Here is a 22,432-nt window from a genome sequence, read left to right as displayed (position 1 = left end):
CCGGCGCGGCATCAGTCCATCGCAGCGTCAGTCCATCGCAGTCGTGTCGCGGGGCGGGGCCACCGGGTCCCGCTCCTCGGGCTGCCCTTGTTCCATCCGCCTGCCCCGCTCCAGCTCCGCGTCCAGCTCGGCCCCGAGCAGCAGGGCCAGGTTCGAGATCCACAGCCACACCAGGAACACGATCACGCCCGCCAGTGAGCCGTAGGTCTTGTTGTACGACCCGAAGTTCGACACGTAGAACGCGAAGCCCAGCGACGCGGCCACCCAGACCACCACGGTCAGCAGGCCGCCCGGCGTGATCCACAGGAAGCTGGGCTGCCGCACGTTCGGCGAGGCCCAGAACAGCAGGCCGATCGCGAGGCTCGCGAGCAGGAACAGCACGGGCCACTTCGCGATGTCCCAGACCGTGACGAAGGTCGAGCCCAGCCCCAGCACCTCGCCCAGCCACTCGGCCACGCCGCCGGTCAGCGTCACGCCCAGCGCGGTGAGCGCCAGCAGCACCACCACGCCGATGGTCAGGCCCAGCCGCAGCGGGATGACCTTCCAGAACGGCCTGCCCTCCTCGACGTCGTAGATCGAGTTCGACGCGCGCATGAACGCGCCCACGTACCCCGAGGCCGACCACAGCGCCGTCACCAGGCCCACGATCGCCAGCAGGCCGCTGGCCTGCGACTTCTGCAGGTTCTCCAGCGCGCCCGCGATCGTGTCCTTCGCCTCGCCCGGACCCAGCGCGTCCAGGCTGTCCACAATGGACTTGGTGGCGTCCGGGCCGAGCAGCCCCAGCAGCGCGGTCAGCAGCAGCAGGCCGGGGAACAGCGAGAGCACCGCGTAGTAGGTGAGGGCTGCCGCCCAGTCGGTCAGGTTGTCGTCGTTGAACTCCTTGACCGTCCGCTTGAGCACGCCCCACCACGAGCGCTTGGGCAGTTGGGTCGGGGCCTCCGGTGCGTGCGCCATGGGCGACGGGTTTCCCCCGAATACCGTGCGTACACCCGCGCGTTTTCGGGTAGTCGGAGGGCGAGTGGAGAGAGGAGACGGCCATGAGTCACGTCGCCGACACCCGTGCGGCTGACCGCGTCACCGATCGGGTCACGGGCCGCGTCACGGATCGCACCCCCGAGCGGGAACCGTCCACCGCCGAGCTGGTGCACCGGCTGTCCGAGCAGGTGAGCAGGCTGGCCCGGGACGAGATCCGGCTGGCCGTGGCCGAGATGCGCACGAAGGGCAAGCGCGTCGGCACGGGGGCCGGGCTGCTCGGCGGCGCGGGCGTGCTGGCCTGGTTCGGCGTGATGGCGGTGCTCGCGGGCCTGGTGCTGCTGCTGGCCACCGTCATGCCGGCGTGGCTCGCGGCGTTCGTCGTCGCGGCGGCCGTGCTCGTCGTCGCGGGCGTGCTCGCGCTGATCGGCCGCAAGCAGTTGGAGCGCGGCACCCCGCCGGTGCCGGAGGAAGCCATAGCGGGTGTCAAGCAGGACATCGCCACCGTGAGCGAGAGGGCACACCGATGAGCGGCAAGGACGTCCCCACGGACCCGGACGAGCTGCGCGCCGATGTCGAGCAGACCCGGCGGGAGCTCGGGGACACCGTGGAAGCGCTGGTGCACAAGACCGACGTGTCCGGACGGGTGAAGGACAAGGCGCACGAAGGAGTGAAACAGGTGAAGGAGACCGCTACGCGGGCCAACGCGGCGGTGGCGGCCGCCGCGGGCAAGACCACCGCCAAGGCAGGCGAGGTCGCCGACAAGGCGGGCGAGCAGGCCGGCAAGGCGGGCGCGGCGGCGAACGCGGCCGGTGCGGCGATCGGCGAGAAGGCCGCCGTGATCGGCGAGAAGGCCGGTGCCGTGGCGAGCCAGGTCGGGCAGAAGGCGGGCGAGGTGGCCGAGCAGGTCAGCCAGAAGGCCGGCGAGGTCGCGGGCCAGGTCGGCTCGAAGGCCGGTGAGGTGGCCGAGCAGGTGAGCCAGAAGGCGGGCGTGGTCGCCGAGCAGGTCGGCACGAAGGCCGCGCAGGCGGTCGAGTCGCTGCCGCCGCCCGTGCAGCAGCGCGTCGAGCAGGGCGTGCAGCAGGCCCGCAGGCACCCGGCGGCGGTCGCGGCCGGTGTCGCGGCGGTCGTGCTGGTGCTGTGGAAGCTCCTGCGGAGGGGCCGGTGAACGTCAACAAGCTCCTGTACCGGCCGCTGGGCATGCTGTTCGGCGTGCTCGGCGGTCTGGCCGCCAGCGCGGTGTTCGGCCAGGTGTGGAAGGTCATCACCGGCACGAAGGAGGCGCCGACCCCGACCCAGAAGGACCGGGGCTGGGGCGAGGTGCTCCTGGCCGCGTCCATCCAGGGTGCGATCTTCGGCCTGGTGAAGGCCGCGATCGACCGGGGTGGCGCGGCCGGCTACGACAAGCTCACCGGCGAGTGGCCCGGTGACACGAACAAGTACGACTGACGCGCCCCGGGCCCTGCGGGTCCTCCGGGTCTAGGACGGGGGCTCGTCCTCCTTCCCGCGCCGCTCGTCCTCGTCGAGGAACTGCTCCGGGTCCACGTCGAGGTCGGGCGGCTCGGGCGTGCCCGGCGAGTGCGGCGGGTCGGGGTTGATGTGCTGGTCCGGGTCGTTCGGGTCGCCTTCGAGCGGGTGTTCGGTCATGGGGTCGAGGTACCCGCGTGCCACCGGTTCAGAACCTCGGCGTGCGCTTCTCCAGGAAGGCCGCGACGCCTTCGGCGTACTCAGGGCTGTGCACCGCTTCGTCGTACAGCGCGCGCACGGCGTCGTCCTCGTCGTACTGGCCGTCGGTGATGCGGTTGACGATGTGCTTCGCGCCCCGGACGCTGACCTGCGCGCGTGCCGCGATCGTGCCCGCCAGGTGCTCGACCCGGGCGTCGAGCGCGTCGGCCGGGTGGATCTCGTTGACCAGGCCGATGCGCAGGGCCGTGGCGGCGTCGATGATCTCACCGCTGAACAGGATCTGCTTGGCCCACGCCGAGCCGACCGCGTCGACCAACTGCTTCGTGGACGTGAAGTTGTAGACGATGCCGAGCTTGGCGGGCGTGATGCCGAACCGGGCGTCGGCGGCGGCGACCCGCAGGTCGCAGGCCAGGGCGACCTCGCAGCCGCCGCCGATGCAGAAGCCGGTGACGGCGGCGATGGTGGGCTTGCCGAGGGTGGCGATGGCGCGTTCGCCGTTGTGGACCGCCTCGCTGTACCTGGCCGCGCCGGCCGCGCCCTTGCGCAGGGTGGAGAACTCGCTGATGTCCGCACCGGCCGAGAAGTGCTCGCCGCCGCGCACGACCAGCACACGCACCTCGTCGTCGTCCTGGACCTGGGCCAGCAGCCCGGGCAGCGCCGACCACATCTCGTAGCTCATGGCGTTGCGCTTGGCCGGCCGGTCGATGGTCAACGTGGCGACCGGGCCTGCGGTGTCGAGCCTCAGCGTCATCGCCAAAGCCTAATCCACCCCGCGAGTCCTACGTTCAGAACGCGTGTGTCCTACGTTCAGAACGCGTGTGTCCTACGTTCGCGACCCCCGAGTTGAACGCTCAGAACACGGCCTGCCGTCCTGAGCGTTGAATTCGGGTGTTCTGAACGTAGGACACGCGCGTTCCGAACGTAGGACACGCGCGGGGTGAAGGTAGGACTCTCGCGGGTCAGAGGTAGGGGTTGCGGGTGTAGGTCAGGCTGAACGAGCCGCGGTTGGCGAAGTAGACGGAGACGACGTAGGCCGGGTCGGTGGCGAGCAGGCCGCGCGGGACGTCGTTGCCGTCGTTGCCGTCGTCCCAGCCCCACGCGCTGTTGGCGGCGTTGTCCTTGCCGTTGTCACCGCGGAACGTGCCCCAGCTCGCGAACGTCGCCGAGCTGTCGCGCTGCGCCCACAACCCGCCGGCGGCGAAGGTGTCCACCAGTCGGTAGCCCACGGAACGGTCGTTGCCGCCCGACGGCACCTCACCCGTGGCGCTCGGCACGTACACCACGCCGTCACCGCCCGGGAACTCCGCGCCGTTCCACGCGTACAGCCCGTGCCCCTTGGCCTCCTGGCGCGTGGTCGGCCGCGTGCCGTCCAGCCGCAACGTGCCGTCCACGCTCTCCCGGCCCGACGTGAACGTGCTCCCGGCCGGCACGTACGAGTAGAAGTCGCTGTGCGCCACCGTGATCACGGCCTCCAACCGCCCGAACGCGGAACCGTCCTTGCGCACGGTCGCCAGCAGGCCCTCCATGTCGTTCTCGTGGGTGAACTGCCCGAACGGGTCGGCGAAGTCCTCCCAGTCACGCGGGTGGTAGAAGCTGTAGACCAGGAACCAGTGCGTCGAGGTCTCCACCACCGAGTAGTACGCCGCACCGGTCAGGCGGGCCACCGAATCGTCCTGCGCCTCCCAGTTGTCCAGGGTGTTCCAGTCACCATCGAAGTCCACAGTGGACAAGAAGTCGGCGTCGTAGTCGGACGAGTCGGTGTCCTGGTAGTGCACCGGCGCCCAGTGGAACGCCAGCTCGGCGTCGGTGGCGGCGTGCGCGGGCGTGGTGAGGAACACCGAGAACGTCGCCGCCGCGGCCAGGGACGCGGCGATCTTGCGTGCGGGGAACATGCTCCACCTCCGTCAGGGTTGCCCGTCGGAGCCAACGGGCCGCGCTGAACCCTGGGGTGAAGCCGCAGCCAACGCAAGGGGTGGATCAGGTGATCATTGCCGTCCGCGTGCTCGGGAGGCGGGCAAGAGGCTTCGGGAGGCCGCAGGGCGGACCGGGGCGGTCGAAGCGCCCCGGTCCACCCCGCGCACGCCTCAGGCGTGCTCCGGCGGGCTGATCAACGACTCCGGGATCGCCGAGTCCTTGGTGCCCCACTTGTCGAGGATCTTCTCGTACGCGCCGTCCTCGATGAGCTTGTTCACCGCCGCCTGGAGCGCCGGCGCGAGCGCCGAGCCCTTGGGCAGCGCGAACCCGACGTCCAGTCGCTTGAACTCGCCGAGGAACTTCAGGTTCGGCTGGTTCGCCGCGGCGTAACGCAGGCCGTTGATCGTGCTCATCACGACGTCGATGTGGCGCTGCTGCAACCCGAGGAAGATGGCCGCGTTCTCGGAGAAGCTCAGCACCTCGTAGTCCGGCTTGCCCGCCGTGCCGCAGACGTGCTTCTCCCGCTCCAACGTCGCCTCGAAGGTCGTGCCCGCGCCCGTGCCGACCTTCAACCCGCACAGCGACACCAGGCTCTCGACCCGCGTCACCCGGTCCTCGTCGGCGCGGACCGCGAACCCCTGGCCGTCGTTGATGTAGGTGACGAAGTCGATCGTCTTCTTCCGCGCCTCGGTCACGCCGAAGTTGCCCGTGCCGATGTCGTACTTCCCGCTCGCCAACGACGGCAGGATGGTCTCGAAGCTCGCCACCTCCCGCTCGATGCGCAGCCCCAACGTCCGCGCCACCGCCTCGGACACGTCGGCGTCCAGGCCCAGCACCGTCTTGTTGTCCTCCGCGTAGTACGACGACGGCGGCTGCCCGCCCACGGACGACCCGAACTTCACCACGCCCGCCTCGCGCACGGCGGGCGGCAGCAGGGCGGCGATCGTGTCGTCCCGCGACAGCCCCGACAGCACGTCCGCCGACGGCCGCACCCCTGAGGCGGGTGGGTCGAGGGCGTCCGCCGGCGCCGCGCACCCGGACACGACGAGCGTGAGCACGGCGGTCAGCAGCAAGAGGCAACGTGCGCGCATGGGTCTACCCCAGGTCCTTCTCGAACGGCAGGTGGTCGATGGTGAGCGGGTCGGCGGTCAGGTCGAACAGCGGCGCGTACCCCGTGGCCAGGTACAGCGCCCGCGCCTCCGGCTGCCGGGGGCCGGTGGTCAGGTACAGCCGCGAGTAGCCGAGCTCGACCGCGTCGCGCTCCAGCTCGGCCAGCACCCGCCTGGCCAGGCCGCGGCGGCGGTGCCGGGAGTGCGTCCAGATCCGCTTCAGCTCCGCGGTGCGCTCGTCGTGCCGCATGAACGCGCCGCCCGCCACGGCCTCGCCGTCCTCGAACAGCAGGACGAGCGTGCCGTGCGGCGGGGTGAAGACGTCCGGGTCGTACCGCGTCAGCTCCGCGCGGGCGCGGTCGCCGTAGCGGGAGACGTACTCGGCGGTCAGCTCCTCCTTCAACGGCGCCGTGACCGGGTCCTCCCACAGGACCCGGCGGGCGACGAGGGTTCCCGAGGTGGTCACGCGGTCATCCGTCCACCGCGATCTCACGGGCAGCGGGGACGGCCGCCGCGCGTTCCCGGTCCCGCTTGGCGACCTCCTCGCGCACGATCGGGATCACGTGTCGGCCGAAGTCGATCGTGTCGTTGACCATGTCGTAGCCGCGCGCGGACAGGATGTCCACGCCCAGGTCGTAGTAGTCGAGCAACGCCTGCGCCACGGTCTCCGGCGTGCCGACGAGCGCGTTGGAGTTGCCCGCGCCACCGGTCGCGGCGGCGGTCGGCGTCCACAGGGCGCGGTCGAACCGCTCATCGCGCTCGGCGATCTCCAGCAACCGCTGCGAGCCGGTGTTCTCCGGTTCCGTCAACTTGTGCCTGCGGGTGAACGGGTTCACCCCCTTCACTCCCCCGGTGCGCGCTTTGATCGCGTCGACGGTCCGGTACGCCTTCTCCCAGGCCAGCTCCTCCGTCGCACCGAGGATCGGGCGGAAGGCCACCTGGATGCGCGGGGTGTCCGTGCGGCCCGCGTCCCGGGCGGCCTGCTTGACCGACTCGATCTGCGCGGCCGTGTCCGCCAGCGGCTCGCCCCACAGGCAGAAGATGTCCGCCTCCGCGCCGCCGGCCTTGTACGCGGCGGGCGACGAGCCGCCGAACGACACGCGTGGACGGGGCTGCTGCACGGGGAACACGTCGCTGACGAAGTCGGCGAACTTGTAGTGCTCGCCCTCGTGGTCGAACGGCTCCCGCGACGTCCACGCCTTCTTGACGATCCGGATGTACTCCTCGGTGCGCGAGTAGCGCTCGTCCTTGGTCAGGTAGTCGCCCTCGCGCTGCTGCTCGTGGTCCGTGCCGCCGGTGATGAAGTGCACCGTCAGCCGGCCGTCGCTGATCTGGTCCAGCGTGGCGAACGTCTTCGCGGCGAACGTCGGGTAGGACACGTTCGGCCGGTGCGCCAACAGGATCTGGAGCTTGTCCAGCTTCGTGGCCACGTAGGCGGCGGCTTGCGCGGGCTCGGGCGAGCCGGAGCCGTAGGCGAACAGCACCCGGTCCCAGCCGTGGTCCTCGTGCGCGCGGGCCAGCCGCAGGGTGTAGTCCTTGTCGAACGCCAAGCCGCTGCGCGGGTGCGTCTCGGAACCGTCGTTGGTGCCGCCGATCCCCAGGAACTCAACAGGCACGTCAGTACCTTCCGTCAGGTAGGGAAGAAGACGTCGACGCGCACACGACGTTGAGGGAGACGCGCGGGGTCGACGCGAAGCAAGGGAACGCGGGAACGCGGGGGCGTCAGCCTCGACAGGAGGCCGACCACACCCGACCGAAGTCGATGTGGTCGCGGGTGACCAGCCGCGTGCTTTCCACGGCTCCAGTGCAACAGCGACGCGGGCCTTCGTCAACGTCGGTTCGATCCCCGTCCAAATGACGGAATGCCTTGACGGGCCTCGTCGGCGCGCGCATACGATCACCGTGCGGCGTTGAGGGACGCGGCCCGTTCCCGTGATCCCTCCTGCCCTGGAGCAGCCGATGAGCGCGTCCACCCTCTCGCCGCCGCGGTCCCCCGAAGCCGTCGAGATCGTGCCCCTCCGCCGTCCCTGGCGCTGGACCAGCGCCGCGCTCGTGCTCGTCGCGCTCGGCGTCGTGGTGTGGTCCGCGGCGACCAACGAGCAGTTCCAGTGGCACGTGGTGGCCCGGTACTTCGCCACCGACGCCGTGCTGCGCGGGCTGTGGCTGACGTTGTGGTTGACCGCGTTGACCGTGGTGCTCGGTTTCGTGATCGGCGGGGTGCTCGCCGTCATGCGGCTGTCCGGCAACCCGGTGCTCGCGGCCGTGGGCTGGGGTTACGTCTGGCTGTTCCGCTCGGTGCCGCTGCTGGTGCAGCTGCTGTTCTGGTTCAACTTCGGCGCGCTGTACCCGGCGCTGTCGGGGGCCACCCCGGTGATCGGCCCGATGACGTCGATCATCATCGGCCTGGTGCTGCACGAGGCCGCCTACGCGGCCGAGATCGTGCGCGGCGGCATCCTGTCGGTGGACTCCGGGCAGAGCGAAGCGGCGGCGGCGCTGGGGCTGGGGCGCGGGCGGGTGCTGTGGCGGATCGTGCTGCCGCAGGCGATGCGCTCGATCGTGCCGGCGGCGGGCAACCTGCTCATCGGCACGTTGAAGGGCACGTCGATCGTCAGCGTGCTGGCCGTGCAGGACCTGCTGTACTCGGTCCAGCTGATCTACAACCGCAACTACCTGATCATCCCGCTCCTGCTGGTCGCCACCCTCTGGTACGTCGTGGTCACCAGCGTGCTCGGCGTCGCCCAGCACTACGTCGAGCGCTACTACGGGCGTGGCGCGCGATGAGCGTCATCGTCCTGGTGGGCGCGGGGCCCAGGGCCTCGGGCATCCTGGAACGCCTCGGCGCGAACGCCCCGGAGCTGTTCGACGGGCCGTTGGAGGTGCACCTGGTGGACCCGTTCGCGCCGGGCGCGGGGCGGGTGTGGCGGCACGAGCAGTCGCCGTTGCTGCGGATGAACTCCATGGCCGAGGACGTCACCATGTTCACCGACGCCTCGGTGACGTGCGAGGGTCCGATCCGGCCCGGCCCGTCGCTGGCGCAGTGGGCCGCGTCGTGCCTGGCCGGGGTGGAGCTGGAGCCGGGCGTGCGGGCCGAGCTGGCGGCGATGGAACCCACGTCGTTCCCGAGCAGGCGGGTGCAGAGCGCGTACCTGAAGTGGTTCCACGACCGCGCGGTCTCGTCGTTGCCGCCCGGCAGCTCGGTCACGGCGCACCCGACGAAGGTCGTGCGGATCACCGGGTCGGCGCAGGTGCGGCAGCGGGTGTGGCTGGCCGACCGCGCCGAGCCGCTGGTGGCCGACGTGGTCGTGCTCGTGCTGGGTCACCTGGACACCGTGCTCGCGCCCGAGCACCGGGAACTCGTCGACTACGCCGCCGCGCACGGCTTGACGTACCTGCCGCCGGACTACACGGCCGACACCGACCTGTCGGTGGTGCCGGCGGGCGCGGACGTGGTGGTGCGGGGCATGGGGCTCGCGTTCGTCGACCTCGCCGTGCTGCTGGGCGAGGGGCGCGGCGGGCGGTTCGTGCGGGAGGACGGCACCTTGCGCTACGTGCCCTCCGGCCGTGAACCCCGCCTGCACGTCGGTTCCCGCCGGGGCACGCCGTACCACTCCAAGACCGGCTACCGGTTGCGCGGCGCGCCACCGGAGCCACCGCGGTTCTTCGTCGCCTCACGGCTGCTGGACCGGCCGGGTGAGGTCGACTTCCGCCGGGACGCGTGGCCGTTGATGGCCAAGGAGATCGCGCACGGGCACTACCGCGAGCTGTTCACCGGGCACCCCGAGCGGGTGCGCGGGTCGTGGGAGGCGTTCTCGGCGCGGTTCACCGAGCTGGACTGGTACAGCGACGACATGAGGGCGTTGGAGCGCGCCGCGGTGCCCGCGCAGGCCGACCGGATCGACTTCGAGCGGCTGGACCGCCCCATCGACGGCCTGACGTTCCCCTCGCCGGAGGACTTCCAGGAGTTCCTGCGCGGCCACGTCACCGCGGACGTGGCCCGGCGCTCGGATGCGGGGTTCAGCGCGGACCTGGGCGCGTTCCTCGCCCTGCTGGGCGTGTACGGGCAGTTCGCGGAGCTGTCCGCGTCCGGGCGGCTGCGGGGCGATGACGGGTGGTGGCACGGCTTCTTCAGCTCGATCGCGAGCGGGCCGCCGCCGGACCGGTTGGAGGAGCTGCTGGCGCTGTCCCGCGCGGGCGTGGTGCGGTTCCTGGGCGCGGACACGTGGGTCCGGGCGCAGGGCGGGGTGTTCCTGGCCGGCAGCCCCAGCGTGCCGTCGCACGTGGTGCGGGCGACGGGGCTGATCGAGGCCCGCCTGCCCGTGCACAGCCTGCCGCACACCGCCGACCCGTTGCTGAGGTCGATGGCGGCGGCCGGTGACGTCACCGACGTCGACGGCCTGGTGCTGGTCGACCCGGCCGACAGCCGGGTCGTCGACGGCACGGGCAGGCCGCACGCGCGCCGCTTCGCCGTCGGGCCCTACACGACCCGCAAGGCGTACGCGGCTTTCGCCCGGCCGAACACCAACGCGCCGAACTTCCGGCAGAGCGACGAGGTCGCGCGGGACATCCTGCGCTTCCTCGCCGCGGCGGCCGGTGGCGCGGACGAGTCGGTGGCCTGAGCCACCGGGGGCTACGGTGCGGCGAACCAGCCCGCCTCGGCGAGCTGCTCGCCCAGCGCGCCGGCCAGCCAGGTCTGGCCGCCACCGGCCAGCAACGCCTCGTTGACGAACACCCCTCGGCCCGGCACGGCGGCCCCCAGCTCGGCGAGCAACGGCTTGAGGTGCACCTCCACGGCCAGCGCGTGCTTGTCGGCGGCGGCCACGAGCAGCGGCACGGCGGTCTTGCCGCGCAGCCAGTTGCCCGGTGCCTGGTCGAGGATCGCCTTGAGCAGGCCCGTGTACGTCGCCTTGTACGTCGGTGACGCGACCACCAGCACATCGGCCGCCGAGAGGCCGTCCAACGCCTCCCGGACGGCCGTCGAACCCGGCGCGAACACGGCGGGCGCGAGCTCCGCGGCGTCCACGACCGGGCCGTCCGGCGCGACCTCCACGCCTTGTGCGGTGACGGCGTGGCGCACCGCTTCCCGCAGGGCCAGTGCGGCGTTCAACGTGCGCGATCCGGGACGGGGGTTGCCGACCAGGACGCCGACGACGAGTGGTTGGTTCACGCACCGAGCATGGCAACGTCGTCGGCGGCCCTCAAGGTCGTCCACCGTGCGGGATTCAGCCCGTCTTGGGCAGGCCGGGCGGGTTGATCTCGCTCTTCTCGACGGCCTCGCCGCCCAGGCCCCACCGGTCGAGCACCTCGGCGTACTTGCCGTTGGCGATCAGGTGGTCGATGGCCTCGGCGACCGGCTCCACCAGGCCGCTGCCCTTCTTGGTGGTCGCGGCGATCTTGCCCACGATCGCGCCGCCGCCGGAGAACGTGCCGATCACCTCCGTCTTGCCTGAGGTCGTGGCGTGGTAGGCGCAGGTGGGGTTGGGTCCCAGGTAGGCGTCGATGCGGCCGGACTCCAGCGCCAGGTAGTAGTCCGACGAGTTCTGGAAGTTCTTGATGTCGGTGGGGGCCAGGCCGCGTGCCTCGTTGGCCTTGCTCCAGTCGACCAGGATCTTCTCCTGGTTCGTGCCGGACAGGACCGCGATCACCTTGCCGGCCACGTCCTCCGGCTTGGTCACGCGCCACGAGCCGCCCTTCTTCGCCTCGAAGGCCAGGGTGTCCAGCCGGTAGGTGGCGAAGTCGTACTTCTCCTTGCGCTCCTCGGTGACGGTGATGTTGGACAGGCCCAGCGGGTACGCGCCGCTGTCCAAGCCGATGAACAGGTTCTCCCACGACGTGTTCTCCAGCTGGGCCTCCAGCCCCAGCACGCCCGCGATGAGCACGGCGATGTCGGTCTCCACGCCGATCGCGGTCTTGTCGTCGGTGGCGTAGAAGCGCAGCGGCGGCGCGGTGCCCGCGGACCCGCCGACGACGAGCTTGCCGCTCCGGCGGATCTCCTCCGGCACCTTGGCGGCGATGGCGTCCACCTTCTCGGCCGTGACGCGGTTCTGGTCCGGGCCGAGGTTCACGGTCCGGCCGCCCGCGACCACCTGGTCCTCGGTCGTCCCATCGGCGTCCGCGCACGCGACCAGCGCGAGCGCGGCGGTGGCCGCGGTGGTGATCGCGGCGGCGATCTTCAACAGGGACAACGGATCTCCTCGGGTCTTCAGAGCACTTTGGACAGGAACGCGCGGGTGCGCGGGTGTTGCGGGTCGTCCAGCACCTGGGCGGGCGGTCCTTGCTCGACCACGACGCCGCCGTCCATGAAGACCACGGTGTCGGCCACGTCCCGGGCGAACCCGATCTCGTGCGTGACGATGATCATCGTGGTGCCGCTGCGGGCGAGGTCCCGGATCACGTCCAGCACCTCGCCGACCAGCTCCGGGTCCAGCGCCGAGGTCGGCTCGTCGAACAGCAGCACCTTCGGCTCCAGCGCCAGGGCGCGGGCGATCGCGACGCGTTGCTGCTGCCCGCCGGACAGGTGGCGCGGGTAGGCGGACTCCTTGTCGGCCAGGCCGACCCGGTCCAGGAGCCGACGGGCCTGCGCGCGGGCGTCGGCCGGTGAGGTGCGGCGCGTGGAGATCGGGGCTTCCACGATGTTCTCCAGCACCGTCAAGTGCGGGAACAGGTTGAAGTTCTGGAACACGAAGCCGACGTGCGCGCGTTGCCGGAGCACTTCGCGTTCCCGCAGCTCGTACAGCTTGTCGCCGCGGCGGCGGTAGCCGATCAGGTCGCCGTCGATGCCGACCAGGCCGCGGTCGGCCTTCTCCAGGTGGTTGATCGTGCGCAGCAACGTCGACTTGCCCGAGCCGGACGGCCCGAGCACGACCACCACCTCGCCCGCGCCGACCTGGAGGTCGACCCCGCGCAGCACCTCGTTGTCGCCGAAACTCTTGTGGACGCCGCGGACGTCCACCATCACCTCGCCCATTTCCACCCGTCCTCGTTCCTGGTCGCGCCCTTGGCGTAGTGCTTCTCGACGTAGTGCTGCGCGATCGACAGCAGGGTGGTCAGCGCGATGTACCAGGCGGTGGCGACCATGAGCAGCGCGACCACCCGCGCGTTGCGGCCGTAGATCACCTGGACCTGGTAGAACAGCTCGCCGATGGCCACCACGGACACCACGGACGTGCCCTTGAAGAGGCTGATCACCTCGTTGGTGGCGTTCGGCAGGATCGAGCGCATGGCCTGCGGCAGCACGATCCGGCGCAGTTGGCGCGACCGGGGGATGCCCAGCGCGGCGGCGGCTTCGAGCTGGCCGTGGTCGACCGAGATCACACCGGACCGCACGATCTCCGCCGCGTACGCCGCTTGGTGCAACGCGAGCCCCAACACGGCCGCACCCATCGGGCTGATCAGGTCCTTGGTCGGGAAGCCGAAGAACGTGGGGCCGAACGGGATGCCGAAGTTCAGCTCCTCGTAGAGGTAGGAGATGTTGAACCAGAACAGCAGTTGCACGATCAGGGGGATCGAGCGGAACGCCCAGACGTAGGTCCAGCTCACCGCTTCCAGGAAACGGCTGCGGGACAACCGCATCAGGGCCAGCAGGATGCCGAGGGCGAAGCCGATCACGGTGCCGTAGAGCGTGAGCTCCAGGGTGACCACGACGGCGTCCAGGATGGATTTGGCGGTGATGAAGCGGGCGAACGTGGCCCAGTCCCAGCCCGGGTTGGTCACCAGGCCGTGGACGAACTGGGCCAGCAGGACCAACACGACGCCGATCCCCACCCACCGCCACGGGTGGCGGGCGGCGACGACCTTGGGAGCCGGCGAGTCGAGGGCACGCGGGCGCGGTCGCGCGGACACGCTCATGGCGAAGTCCTTCCGGGGTGGGTGGCATCGCGGGGGTGGGACGGTGCGGCGGCTGCCGTGGGCGGCGGAACCGTAGCCACTTCGCCGGTGCACGAACAAGAGCGCCCACGTGCTGAACCACTGTGGTCAGGTGGTTGACAAATCGGCTGTGTCACCTGAATCGAGCAATGTCTGGTCCACTGAGGAATGTCGTAGACCGAGGAATGTCGTGTGGCGCAGCGTGAGGCGCTTCGGGTGCAGGCGCGCGGCCGTGATCGGGTGGTGAGGGGGTGGGCGGCGGCGCGGGCCGAGGTTCGGGCCTCGATCCGGCGCTGTGCTGAAGCTGCCTCGGTGCGGATCCTCGGACCGGTGCCGGGGCTCAGCGCCGAGGCGCGGGTGGCCAGCGGTGCGGGCCGGGCCTGGGGGTGGGCGAGATGCGTCAGTGGTGGGTCAGGCGGTGGGTCAGGAGACAGGAGCATGCGGGCATGGCCGGTCGCTCGAGTGGGGCGGCGGTGTGGGCGGGGGCCATGATCCAGCAATGCGCTGAAAGGTGCCTCGAAGCGGGCGGCCTCGCATCGGCGCCAGGGGTCCAAGCCGGGGCGCGGGAGAGCCGGTCAGGCGGCAGGTCAGGCGTGCGGTGGCTCGGGAGATGAGGAACGAGCGAGCATGGCCGGTGGTGCGGGTGGGCCGGGGATCGGAGTCGGTCAGGTGATGGGGAACATGCGGGACATTCCTGGTGGTGGGGTGAACGGTTGCCAGCGGGTTGGGCGTTGGGAGAGGCGGTCGGCGATCAGCCAGAGGACGGTGGCGTTGTAGCCGTAGCCCAGGTGGGTCGAGTTGACCGCGACGTTCTGCTGGCGGGCGCTCGGGGGTGAGATGCAGGTCTGCCAGGCGACGATGCCGTCCGACTTCGAGTAGACCGAGGTCGACGGGACCGGGAACGGTGGGCGGGTGTGTTCCGGCGGTGGCAGGGTGGCACCCGGGACGTAGAACCTGGCCAGCAGTTGGTAGACCGGGTTGACCCTGGTCTGGCGCAGGTCCGTCATGGCGTACGGGCTGCCCAGGGTGATCACCTGGCGGACCATGCCGGGGTGCTCGCGGGCCAGTTCGCGGGCGAAGATGCCGCCCAGGGACCAGCCAACCATGCTCACCTTGCCGCCCACGGCCAGTTCCCGCAGCAGGTCGCGCATCCCGCGCACCACTCCGACCGACGGGCCGATGTTCAGCCCGAGGCCCCAACCGCGGACGTCGTAACCCAAGCCGGTCAGGAACCTGCGCAGCGGCACGGTCGTCGCGTCGGTCCCGCCGAGGCCCGGCAGCACGAGGACGGTGTGGCCGTCACCGCTCGGGGCGGCACGCAGCAGGGAACGGGTCGCCGCGAACTGGCCGATGCCGACAGCGGTTCGGGTCGGTTCGGTGAGGTACCACAGCAGGCCCGGCGCGGAACCCGGCGTCACGGCGGGCTCCAGGTCCGGGTGGTCCGGTGGGACGTGCGGCAGTGCTGACATGGCCCCTCCCCCGCTCCGCGTCGAGCGAACCCCAGGTGACCATGATGTTTCGTGGCGGTTGATTGCGCCAGTACCGGCGAGTCTCGATCCTTGCGCGGTGCCGTCGATGGTCCGCGACCCCGTCCGGCTCACCGCATGCACCCGAAGCCCTGGAACGGCCGGTCGGACCGCACCGCCGGTGAGGTACGGGCTCGGGCGGACCTCGCGGAGATCATGGCCGTTCGCCGGGTCGCCGGGGACACGGAGGACGAGGTGATCATCGCGGCCGTGACGCGCGACTACGGCAACCAGTTCGCCAAGCACGACCACCTGACCGAATGCCAGGTGATGCCTGACTGGCCGACCGACCGGGTCAGCGCCTTTCGGGCAGCGCTGCGGCGAGCGGAGAGCGCTACCGCGAGTGGAGGCGGTCGGCCGCCACCGCGCCGGCCAACTCCGCCGCTTCCGCCGCCACCTCGCCTATCTTGGCCAGGGCCTTCGGCTCGATGTACAGCTCCACGTCCTGACCGATCTTGAACACCACCGCACCCCCTCCCGGCTCCACATCGTAGTTGATCCACACGTCACCCGGCACCTGCGCCCACAGGTGCACCTGAGCCCGACCCATCAAGTCCTCCCACGACCGGTCAACATCCGCTGCTACCATGGTGTCCGGTGTTGGTGATATCAGCAAATGGCTTCACTCGATCGGGCGAGGAGCGGCATGGCATCGGCATCCCCTACGGTCGCGGCCTGGGAACTCGGCCTGCGGCTGCGCGAGCGGCGCGAGCTCATGGACCTCACGGCGGCGTCGACGGCGAAGGCCATCCACACCGGCCAGTCGTTCGTGTCGGGCGTCGAGACCGGCCGCGTGAAGATCAACGCCCGCAAGCTGGCCGAACTCGCCGCCGTGCTCGACTTCGACCAGGAGGAACTGCAGGAACTGCAAGCGCTCCGCGAAGCGGCGGCCAAGCGCGCGTGGTGGCACCCCTACTCGGCCATGTTCAACGCGGAAGTGCTGCGGTACTTCGGTTTCGAGGCCGGGGCGGAGAGCATCCGGGCCTACAGCGCGGGCATGATCACCAGCCTGCTCCAGACCCAGGACTACGCCATGGCCATCATGAACGGTGGCGCGCCGAGCATCCGGCTGGCCGAGGCCAACCGCCGGGTCGAAGTGCGGATGAAGCGCCAACAACGACTCGGGGGAGACGACCCGATCCGGCTCACCACGGTGATCACGGAGTCGGGGCTGCGGCAGATGGTCGGCGGCCGGGAGGTGATGGCGGCGCAGCTCAAGCACCTGGCCTGCAAGATCCACCAGCAGCCGGACACGCTCGACGTGCGGATCGTGCCGTTCAGCGCCGACTACCACAACGCCATCGGCGGGTCGACCTTCTACATCCTCGGTTTCGCCAGCAGCAGGCTGCCCGACCTGGTGTGGCAGGAGACCGTCTCGACCACCGACCTGATCGACCAGCCCATGCGGATCCGCGAGTACAGTCTGGCGCACAGCCAGGCGATGGATTTCGCGCTCGACCGGGTCGAATCACTCGGTCTGATCGAGCAGATCGGCAAGGAGTTGGAGTGAACCGGAACGACCGCACCGGCTGGTTCAAGTCGAGCCGCAGCGCCGAGAACCCGGCCTGTGTCGAGGTGCGGTTCGTGCCCGACGCGATCGACGTCCGCGACTCCAAGAACCCCACCGGCCCGGTGCTGTCGTTCCCCCGCTCCGCGTGGAGCAAGTTCCTCAACCGTTGAGGCGGCCGACCTCCGCGTTGATCGAGGCGCTGATCGAGGCGACGACGTGCCGCACGTGCTCGGGCACGCGCGCCCGCAGGTCATCGGGCCAGCTCTCCTGGTCGTAGCGGCACTCGAGGTACAGCCGCCTGGCGTGCGCGAGCACCGGGCGGTGCTCCGGTGGCAGGCGGGGCAGGGCCCAATCAGCGGCCGCGGCCTTCGACCTGATCCCGCCCGTCACGACCGTGGTCCAGACGCGGGCCAGCGTCAGCACGACGTTGCGGGTGTCGTGGTCCACGTCGTCCAGCAGGTCCGGCACCCCGGCCACGCTCGCCCGCACCACGTCGGCGTGCGGGACGGGGTCCAGCAGTTCCGCCGGCGGCGGGCCGGACAGCGGGTGGTCCGCGGCCAACGCCATCGTGATCAGCAGGGCCAGATCGGGCATCGGCGCGGGCACCGGGACCGCGCCCGCCTCGAAGCCCTCGCGCAGCCACTCGCCGTACTGGAAGTCGGCGATCGGCGGGTAGCGCCACGGCCGGACCTCCGGCTGGGCCACCACCGTCAGCTCGACCGGGCGCGGACCGGAGATCGCCAGCAGGCCGTCCAGCAGCGCCCGTCGTCGCGCAGTGCCCAATCCCCGCCGCGTGACCACGAGGAAGTCCAGGTCACTGGCGGGCTTGAGGCCGTCGAGCGCGGCCGAGCCGTGGAGGTAGACGCCGAGCGCGCCGTCGCCGACCAGCTCCACGACCGCGCGGACCTGGTCCACCTCAGCCCACCGTCGCCAGCCAGTCCCCGAGCCGCGAGGCCACCAGCTCCGGCACCTCCAGCTGCGGCACGTGGCCGACGCCGTCCAGCACCTCGAAGCGCCACGACGGGTTGCGCCGGGCCGCCGCGCGCGCCGACGCCACGGGCACCAGCCGGTCCTTCTCGCCCGCCATCAGGTACACCGGCACGCGCACCCGGCTCATCGCCGTGTAGTAACGGCGCGCCGTCGCCCCCGTCCACACCACCGATCGCGCCGCCGCCAGGAACGCCTCGTCCAGCCCCGGGATCTCGGCCCGCTGCTCCAGCAACGACATCGACGCCAGGACCATCTCCTCCGGCACCGACTTCGGGTTCGCGCACACCAGGTTCAGCACCCGCTTGACCTGCCGCCGCGTCGACACCCCGGCCCGCGACTTCGCCAGGAACCACTGGCCGAGCCCCGGCACGGCGTACATCGCGAACGCGGCCACGACCTGCGGGTCCGGGCGGACGCCGAACGGCATCGGCACGGCCGGGTCGAGCAGCGCCAGCGCCGTCACCGACGCGGGTCGGCGGGCGGCGTGCAGGATCGAGATCATCCCGCCCATCGAGTTGCCCACGAGCACCACCGGCTCGCCGACCACCTCGGCCAGGAACCGGTCGAGCAGCCGCGCGTTGGCGGGCACCGTCGTGGCACGCCCCTCGGGGTGGGTGAGGCCGAACCCGGCCAGGTCGACGGCCAGCACGCGGTACCGGCCGACCAGGTGGGGCGCGAGCAGGCACCAGTTGAGGTGCGAGCCGCCCAGGCCGTGCACGAGCACCATCGGCGGGCCTTCGCCGCCGAAGTCGACGTAGTGCACCGACGCCCCGTCGAGGTCGACGTGCCGGCTCGTCCCGCCCCAGTGGTCGAGTGTGGTCATACCGGTCAGTATGTCCGGGACCGGTGGCCGTCGGGACCGGACCCCTCGATCCGCGCCGCCCGGCCCGAGCGGTCCCGGGCGGAGCGAGGACCGGCGCACCGGGGCGAACGAACGAAGTCACCTAATGTGGTGACCATGATCGTGTGGATCAACGGCGCGTTCGGCGCGGGCAAGACGACGTTGGCGCAGGAGCTGCACCGCCGCCTGCCGGACGCCCTGGCGTTCGACCCGGAGTACGTCGGCTTCCTGCTGCGCCAGTGGGCTCCCCTGCCGGAGAGCGGCGACTTCCAGGACATGCCGCCGTGGCGCAAGCTGACCGCCGAGTTCGCCGTCGCCCTGCACCGCGAGTACCGGCGGCACCTGATCACGCCCATGACCCTGGTCCACCCGGCCTACCAGGAGGAGGTGTTCACGCTCCTCGCCGCCGCGGACGTCCCGCTGCTGCACGTCTTCCTGGACGTGCCGGCCGAGGAGCTGCGCCGCCGCATCAACGAGCAGGTCATGGACCAGTACAACCAGGAGGCGGACGACCGGATCCGCGGGTTCCGCCTGGGCAACGTCGACCGCGGCGTCGCCGCACGGGACGCCCTGCCGCCGGACACGCTCGTCCTGCGAGGCGACCGGCACACACCCGGCGAACTGGCCGACCAGGTCCTGGCCGCGCTCTAGAACGACGGCGGCCCGGCCGTGATCCGGTCGCGCACGGCGTCGACCGTGGTCTCCCAGTCCGACTCGACCCACCAGGTCGCGCCCGCGTCGGCCCACTCACCCACGTCGGTCGCGACGCCCTCGGCGACCACGTCGAACCCGTCCCACGGCAGCCCGAGCGACGTGCGCAGCTCCCGCGCTTGCGCCACCACCGCCGCCAGCTCCGCCGGGTTCGCCGGGCCCCGCGCCTCGCCGCCGTCGACCAGGTTGGGCAGCAGCCCGTCCCACGCCACCGCACGCCGCATCGACACGGGCCGGTCGAACGCGCCCACCACCCACACCGGCACCCTCGGCCGCTGCACGGGCGGCGGCGGTGGGAAGAAGTCGGTCTCCCGCACGTCGTAGCGCTGCCCGCGGAACGCGAACGGCTGTCCGCGCATCAGCCCGTCGTACACGGCCAGGCCCTCGTCCAGCAGCAACGCCCGCTCGGCCCGGCTCGTCCCGCGCTCGAACGCCGTCCAGCCCGGGTGCAGCGCGCCCAGCCCCACCGACAGCTGCACGCGCCCGCCGGACAACCGGTCCAGCGTCGCCGCCCTGGACGCCACGTCCCACGGCTTGAACCGGGGCAGCGGCGTGAGCATCGTGCCCAGCCGCAGCGACGACGTGCGCATCGCCGCCGCCGTCAGCGCCACCCAGGCGTCGACGCCCCACACCGCCTCGGCCAGGAAGACGCCGTCCCAGCCGCACTCCTCGGCCAGCGCCGCGCACGACGCCACGTCCGGCGCGTCGAAGAACGGCAGCACGATCCCGCAACGCATGGCGGCAGCGTCCCACACCGGGTCACGTCACGGCGGCCGGGCGGGACGCCGGCGCGGTCCACGTGCCGAGCGCGATCTCCGCGGTGATGCCGGGGCCGAACCCGGCGATGACACCTCGCGCGCCGTGCCCGGCCCCGCCGTCGGCGAACAGCCGCTCCAGGGCGTCGAAGATGACCACGCTGGCCACGTTGCCGCGCTCGGCGAGCGTCGTCCGGCTGTAGCGGAACGTCTGCGGTGGCAGCCGCAGGTACTTGCCGAGGTCGTCGAGGATCCGGGGGCCGCCCGCGTGCACGATGTAGAAGTCCAGGCCCGCGATGTCCCAGCCGTGCGGCTCGGCCACGTCCCGCAGGGCGGGCGCGAGCACGGACATCGTGCCGGGCACGCGCTTGTCCAGCAGGAAGTGGAAGCCGGTGTCGCGCACGTCGTAGGCGATCCAGTTCTCCGTGTCGGGCACCAGGCGGGAGCTGTTGCGCTCGACCCGCACGCCCTCACCGCCCTCACCGCGCATCACGGCCGCCGCCAGCGCGTCGCCGAACAGCCCGTTGGACAGCAGGTTGCCGACGCCCAGGTCGGTCGGCTGGTAGAGCAGCGAGCAGAACTCGCACGCCACGACCAGCACGTTGGACCGCGGGTAGGCGGTGCAGAAGTCGTGCGCGCGGTTGATCGCCGCGCCTCCCCCGGCACAGCCCAGCTGGGCGATCGGGAGCTGCCGGGTCGACGACCGGAACCCCATCGTGTTGATCAGCCAGGCCGTCATCGACGGCATCATGAACCCGGTGCACGAGACGTACACGATCAGGTCGATGTCGGCGGCGGTCAGGTCGGCGTGGCCCAACGCCCGCCGCACCACGTCCGGCACCCGTGACTTGGCCTCCTTCTCGTAGAGGGCGTTGCGCTGGGCGAAGCCGGGGTGCCTGAGGGTGTCCTCGATCGGCTGGACGATGTGCCTGGTCTGGACGCCGGTGTTGCCGATGAGCCGCAACGCCAGGTCGAGCTGCGGGTGGTCGCGGTGGCGCTCCCGGGCCAGTTCCAGGGTCTGCTCGCGGGTGATGACGTGCTCGGGGACCGCGATGGCGGGACGGCAGAGCGTGGCCACGACCGCCCTCACCACGCGACCGGCAGGGCCAGTGGGTACCGCCAGATCGAGACGGTGTTCCACCGCACCCGCGCCGCCGGCACGGCCAACCGCAGGGTCGGGAACCGGGCCAGCAGCCCGCCGATGGCTTCCTGGAGCGTCATCCGGGCCAGGTGGGAGCCCAGGCAGTGGTGGCCGCCGTGGCCGAACGTCAGGTGCGGCGCGGGCTCGGCGCGGTCGAAGTCCAGCTCGTCGGGCCGCTCGTAGGCCAGCTCGTCGCGGTTGCCGGTCAGGTACGACACGTGCACCGCGTCGCTGGCCTTGATCGTGACGCCGCCCAGCTCGACGTCCTCCAGCGCGACGCGCGGGATGCCGACGCCCTGGCGGAACGGGATGAACCGCAGCAGCTCCTCGACGGCCCTCGGCAACGCCTCCGGCTCGACCCGCAGCCGGTGCAGGTGCTCGGGGTGCGTGAGCAGCGTGTAGGTGATGTCGGCGATCTCGTAGGTCGTGGTGTCGTGGCCGGTGACCGCCAGGAGCATCGCCAGCACCGACAGCTCCGCGTCGGCGAGCACGTCGTCACCGACGCGGGCGGTGGCCAGGGCGCTGACCAGGTCGTCGCCGGGGTGCCGCCGGCGCGCGGCGGTGAGCCGGTCGAAGTAGGCGCGCATCGCGGCCTTGGCCTCGGCCGCGGCGGACCGGTCGGCGGCGCTCATGGACATCATGGCCGTCGCCCACCGCCGCACGCGCGGTCGGTCGTCCGCCGGGATGTCCAGCAGCTCGCAGATCGTCATCAGGGGCAGCCGGTCCGCCAGGTGCTCGACCAGGTCCGCAGGCGGGCCGTGCTCGACCATGGCGTCGAGCAGGGTGTGCACGGTCCGCCGCGTCCACGGTCGCAGCGCCTCGACCTGGGGTGTGGTGAACGCCTTGGCGACCAGCCGGCGGACCCGGTTGAGCTCGGGCGGGTCCATCAGGTTGATCGCCTCGCGCTGCGCGATGGGTGCGGGGGTGATCCGGGGGAAGTCGCGCCCGATCAGCGCCGCCCGGCTGAACCGCCGGTCCGACGTGACCACCCGGACGTCGTCGTAGCGCGTCACCAGCCACGCCTCGCCCTCGCCGTGGGGCAGGCGGACCTTGGCGATCGGGTCCTCCCGCCGCATCCGGGTCAGGAACGGGTCGGGCTCCAAGGCCACGTCGTGCCGGAACGGGCAGCTCGGCGCGGCCTCGCGGTCGTGCGCTCGGACGTTCACCAGGACGTTCCCCTCTCAGCGGCGAAACCGATCCTTCCCATGAGACACGGTGTCGCGCCGCCACGTCCCGGTCGCCGAGCGGTTTCATCAGTTGTCGCGGTTCTCCCACCGGTTCGTGACCGGTGATCGCCCGCTCCTTAACTCTCCGAGCCGGCCCGCTCCACTCGTTCAGGCGCTCAAACGCCCTCCTTGAGCGCAGGTTCCGGACGCCACAGCCGCGCAAAGTAGGTCGGCACGTGCCGCGGCTC

The 22,432-nt window shown here is 71.4% G+C and carries 26 protein-coding genes; 8 read left to right on the top strand and 18 right to left on the bottom strand.

The window, feature by feature from the left end; genetic code table 11:
• Positions 1-27: 27 nt before the first annotated feature.
• Positions 28-954 (bottom strand): YihY/virulence factor BrkB family protein, encoded by a 927-nt coding sequence (locus LZG04_RS18440; RefSeq protein WP_233818602.1) that lies wholly within the window; start codon positions 952-954, stop codon positions 28-30.
• 83 nt (positions 955-1,037) lie between these two features.
• On the opposite strand from LZG04_RS18440, the gene LZG04_RS18435 reads away from it, so the two are divergent.
• From LZG04_RS18435 to LZG04_RS18425, 3 genes are read left to right on the top strand one after another with little or no spacing between them, the layout of a single operon-like run.
• Entirely contained in the window at positions 1,038-1,502 is a 465-nt protein-coding gene (locus LZG04_RS18435; RefSeq protein ID WP_233818600.1) for a phage holin family protein, read from the top strand.
• The gene (locus tag LZG04_RS18430) at positions 1,499-2,140 is read left to right on the top strand and encodes a DUF3618 domain-containing protein (protein ID WP_233818598.1); all 642 of its coding nucleotides are present in this window, start codon (positions 1,499-1,501) and stop codon (positions 2,138-2,140) included. Before LZG04_RS18435 ends, LZG04_RS18430 begins: the two co-directional genes overlap by 4 nt.
• Positions 2,137-2,421 carry a DUF4235 domain-containing protein gene (locus tag LZG04_RS18425; RefSeq protein ID WP_308199165.1) on the top strand — a complete coding sequence of 95 codons (285 nt, stop codon included), beginning with the start codon at positions 2,137-2,139 and terminating at the stop codon, positions 2,419-2,421. The genes LZG04_RS18430 and LZG04_RS18425 overlap by 4 nt, the downstream gene beginning before the upstream one ends.
• Before the next feature lie 30 nt (positions 2,422-2,451).
• On the opposite strand, the gene LZG04_RS18420 is transcribed toward LZG04_RS18425, so the two are convergent.
• The 6 genes from LZG04_RS18420 to LZG04_RS18395 form a co-directional block, all read right to left on the bottom strand.
• Positions 2,452-2,619, bottom strand: a complete 168-nt coding sequence (locus LZG04_RS18420; RefSeq protein WP_233818596.1) for a hypothetical protein — start codon at positions 2,617-2,619, stop codon at positions 2,452-2,454.
• Positions 2,620-2,647: 28 nt separating this feature from the next.
• Positions 2,648-3,409, bottom strand: coding sequence for an enoyl-CoA hydratase/isomerase family protein (locus LZG04_RS18415; RefSeq protein WP_233818594.1), 762 nt, complete (start codon positions 3,407-3,409; stop codon positions 2,648-2,650).
• Positions 3,410-3,617: 208 nt separating this feature from the next.
• Positions 3,618-4,550 (bottom strand): hypothetical protein, encoded by a 933-nt coding sequence (locus tag LZG04_RS18410; RefSeq protein WP_233818592.1) that lies wholly within the window; start codon positions 4,548-4,550, stop codon positions 3,618-3,620.
• Positions 4,551-4,742: 192 nt separating this feature from the next.
• Positions 4,743-5,663 (bottom strand): ABC transporter substrate-binding protein, encoded by a 921-nt coding sequence (locus LZG04_RS18405; RefSeq protein ID WP_233818590.1) that lies wholly within the window; start codon positions 5,661-5,663, stop codon positions 4,743-4,745.
• A 4-nt stretch (positions 5,664-5,667) separates the two neighbouring features.
• Positions 5,668-6,147: a GNAT family N-acetyltransferase gene (locus LZG04_RS18400; protein WP_233818588.1), complete on the bottom strand. Its 480-nt coding sequence runs from the start codon at positions 6,145-6,147 to the stop codon at positions 5,668-5,670.
• A gap of 4 nt (positions 6,148-6,151) precedes the next feature.
• Positions 6,152-7,297: an LLM class flavin-dependent oxidoreductase gene (locus tag LZG04_RS18395; protein WP_233818586.1), complete on the bottom strand. Its 1,146-nt coding sequence runs from the start codon at positions 7,295-7,297 to the stop codon at positions 6,152-6,154.
• 343 nt (positions 7,298-7,640) lie between these two features.
• On the opposite strand from LZG04_RS18395, the gene LZG04_RS18390 reads away from it, so the two are divergent.
• Both LZG04_RS18390 and LZG04_RS18385 read left to right on the top strand, forming a co-directional pair.
• Positions 7,641-8,462 carry an amino acid ABC transporter permease gene (locus tag LZG04_RS18390; RefSeq protein WP_233818585.1) on the top strand — a complete coding sequence of 274 codons (822 nt, stop codon included), beginning with the start codon at positions 7,641-7,643 and terminating at the stop codon, positions 8,460-8,462.
• The gene (locus LZG04_RS18385) at positions 8,459-10,297 is read left to right on the top strand and encodes an FAD/NAD(P)-binding domain-containing protein (protein ID WP_233818583.1); all 1,839 of its coding nucleotides are present in this window, start codon (positions 8,459-8,461) and stop codon (positions 10,295-10,297) included. The genes LZG04_RS18390 and LZG04_RS18385 overlap by 4 nt, the downstream gene beginning before the upstream one ends.
• Positions 10,298-10,308: 11 nt before the next feature.
• Here the strand turns inward: LZG04_RS18385 and LZG04_RS18380 are convergent, their stop codons facing one another.
• From LZG04_RS18380 to LZG04_RS18355, 6 genes are all read right to left on the bottom strand, one after another.
• Positions 10,309-10,845, bottom strand: coding sequence for an NADPH-dependent FMN reductase (locus tag LZG04_RS18380; protein WP_233818581.1), 537 nt, complete (start codon positions 10,843-10,845; stop codon positions 10,309-10,311).
• Positions 10,846-10,900: 55 nt separating this feature from the next.
• Positions 10,901-11,863 (bottom strand): ABC transporter substrate-binding protein, encoded by a 963-nt coding sequence (locus tag LZG04_RS18375; RefSeq protein WP_233818579.1) that lies wholly within the window; start codon positions 11,861-11,863, stop codon positions 10,901-10,903.
• Between the two features lie 17 nt (positions 11,864-11,880).
• A complete protein-coding gene (locus LZG04_RS18370) occupies positions 11,881-12,645 on the bottom strand; it encodes an amino acid ABC transporter ATP-binding protein (protein WP_308199161.1) in 765 nt (254 codons plus the stop codon).
• A complete protein-coding gene (locus LZG04_RS18365) occupies positions 12,633-13,526 on the bottom strand; it encodes an amino acid ABC transporter permease (protein ID WP_233818577.1) in 894 nt (297 codons plus the stop codon). The genes LZG04_RS18370 and LZG04_RS18365 overlap by 13 nt, the downstream gene beginning before the upstream one ends.
• A gap of 683 nt (positions 13,527-14,209) precedes the next feature.
• Positions 14,210-15,013: a triacylglycerol lipase gene (locus tag LZG04_RS18360; RefSeq protein ID WP_233818575.1), complete on the bottom strand. Its 804-nt coding sequence runs from the start codon at positions 15,011-15,013 to the stop codon at positions 14,210-14,212.
• A 391-nt stretch (positions 15,014-15,404) separates the two neighbouring features.
• Positions 15,405-15,620 (bottom strand): hypothetical protein, encoded by a 216-nt coding sequence (locus tag LZG04_RS18355; RefSeq protein ID WP_233818573.1) that lies wholly within the window; start codon positions 15,618-15,620, stop codon positions 15,405-15,407.
• A gap of 96 nt (positions 15,621-15,716) precedes the next feature.
• On the opposite strand from LZG04_RS18355, the gene LZG04_RS18350 reads away from it, so the two are divergent.
• Both LZG04_RS18350 and LZG04_RS18345 read left to right on the top strand, forming a co-directional pair.
• The gene (locus LZG04_RS18350; protein ID WP_233818571.1) at positions 15,717-16,580 is read left to right on the top strand and encodes a helix-turn-helix transcriptional regulator; all 864 of its coding nucleotides are present in this window, start codon (positions 15,717-15,719) and stop codon (positions 16,578-16,580) included.
• On the top strand, positions 16,577-16,750 hold the full coding sequence (locus tag LZG04_RS18345) for a DUF397 domain-containing protein (protein ID WP_233818569.1): 174 nt from the start codon (positions 16,577-16,579) through the stop codon (positions 16,748-16,750). Before LZG04_RS18350 ends, LZG04_RS18345 begins: the two co-directional genes overlap by 4 nt.
• Here LZG04_RS18345 and LZG04_RS18340 read toward each other — a convergent pair.
• Together LZG04_RS18340 and LZG04_RS18335 are read right to left on the bottom strand one after the other, a co-directional pair.
• Positions 16,740-17,495, bottom strand: a complete 756-nt coding sequence (locus LZG04_RS18340) for an aminoglycoside adenylyltransferase family protein (RefSeq protein WP_233818567.1) — start codon at positions 17,493-17,495, stop codon at positions 16,740-16,742. The two genes, LZG04_RS18345 and LZG04_RS18340, sit on opposite strands and share 11 nt — an antisense overlap.
• A gap of 1 nt (position 17,496) precedes the next feature.
• Positions 17,497-18,393: an alpha/beta fold hydrolase gene (locus LZG04_RS18335; RefSeq protein WP_233818565.1), complete on the bottom strand. Its 897-nt coding sequence runs from the start codon at positions 18,391-18,393 to the stop codon at positions 17,497-17,499.
• A 135-nt stretch (positions 18,394-18,528) separates the two neighbouring features.
• Here LZG04_RS18335 and LZG04_RS18330 point away from each other — a divergent pair, with 135 nt between their 5' ends.
• Entirely contained in the window at positions 18,529-19,062 is a 534-nt protein-coding gene (locus tag LZG04_RS18330) for an AAA family ATPase (protein ID WP_233818563.1), read from the top strand.
• Here the strand turns inward: LZG04_RS18330 and LZG04_RS18325 are convergent.
• Genes LZG04_RS18325 through LZG04_RS42610 form a run of 3 tightly spaced genes read right to left on the bottom strand, consistent with a single transcriptional unit; the run spans position 19,059 to position 22,184 of the window.
• Positions 19,059-19,859 (bottom strand): LLM class flavin-dependent oxidoreductase, encoded by an 801-nt coding sequence (locus LZG04_RS18325; RefSeq protein ID WP_233818561.1) that lies wholly within the window; start codon positions 19,857-19,859, stop codon positions 19,059-19,061. The two genes, LZG04_RS18330 and LZG04_RS18325, sit on opposite strands and share 4 nt — an antisense overlap.
• 22 nt (positions 19,860-19,881) lie before the next feature.
• Entirely contained in the window at positions 19,882-20,955 is a 1,074-nt protein-coding gene (locus LZG04_RS18320) for a type III polyketide synthase (RefSeq protein WP_308199160.1), read from the bottom strand.
• A gap of 8 nt (positions 20,956-20,963) precedes the next feature.
• Entirely contained in the window at positions 20,964-22,184 is a 1,221-nt protein-coding gene (locus tag LZG04_RS42610) for a cytochrome P450 (RefSeq protein ID WP_233818559.1), read from the bottom strand.
• Positions 22,185-22,432: the final 248 nt, after the last annotated feature.

This window comes from Saccharothrix sp. S26 (assembly GCF_021390395.1).
GTDB lineage: Bacteria > Actinomycetota > Actinomycetes > Mycobacteriales > Pseudonocardiaceae > Actinosynnema.
This window is presented reverse-complemented; position numbering and strand designations above follow the sequence as displayed.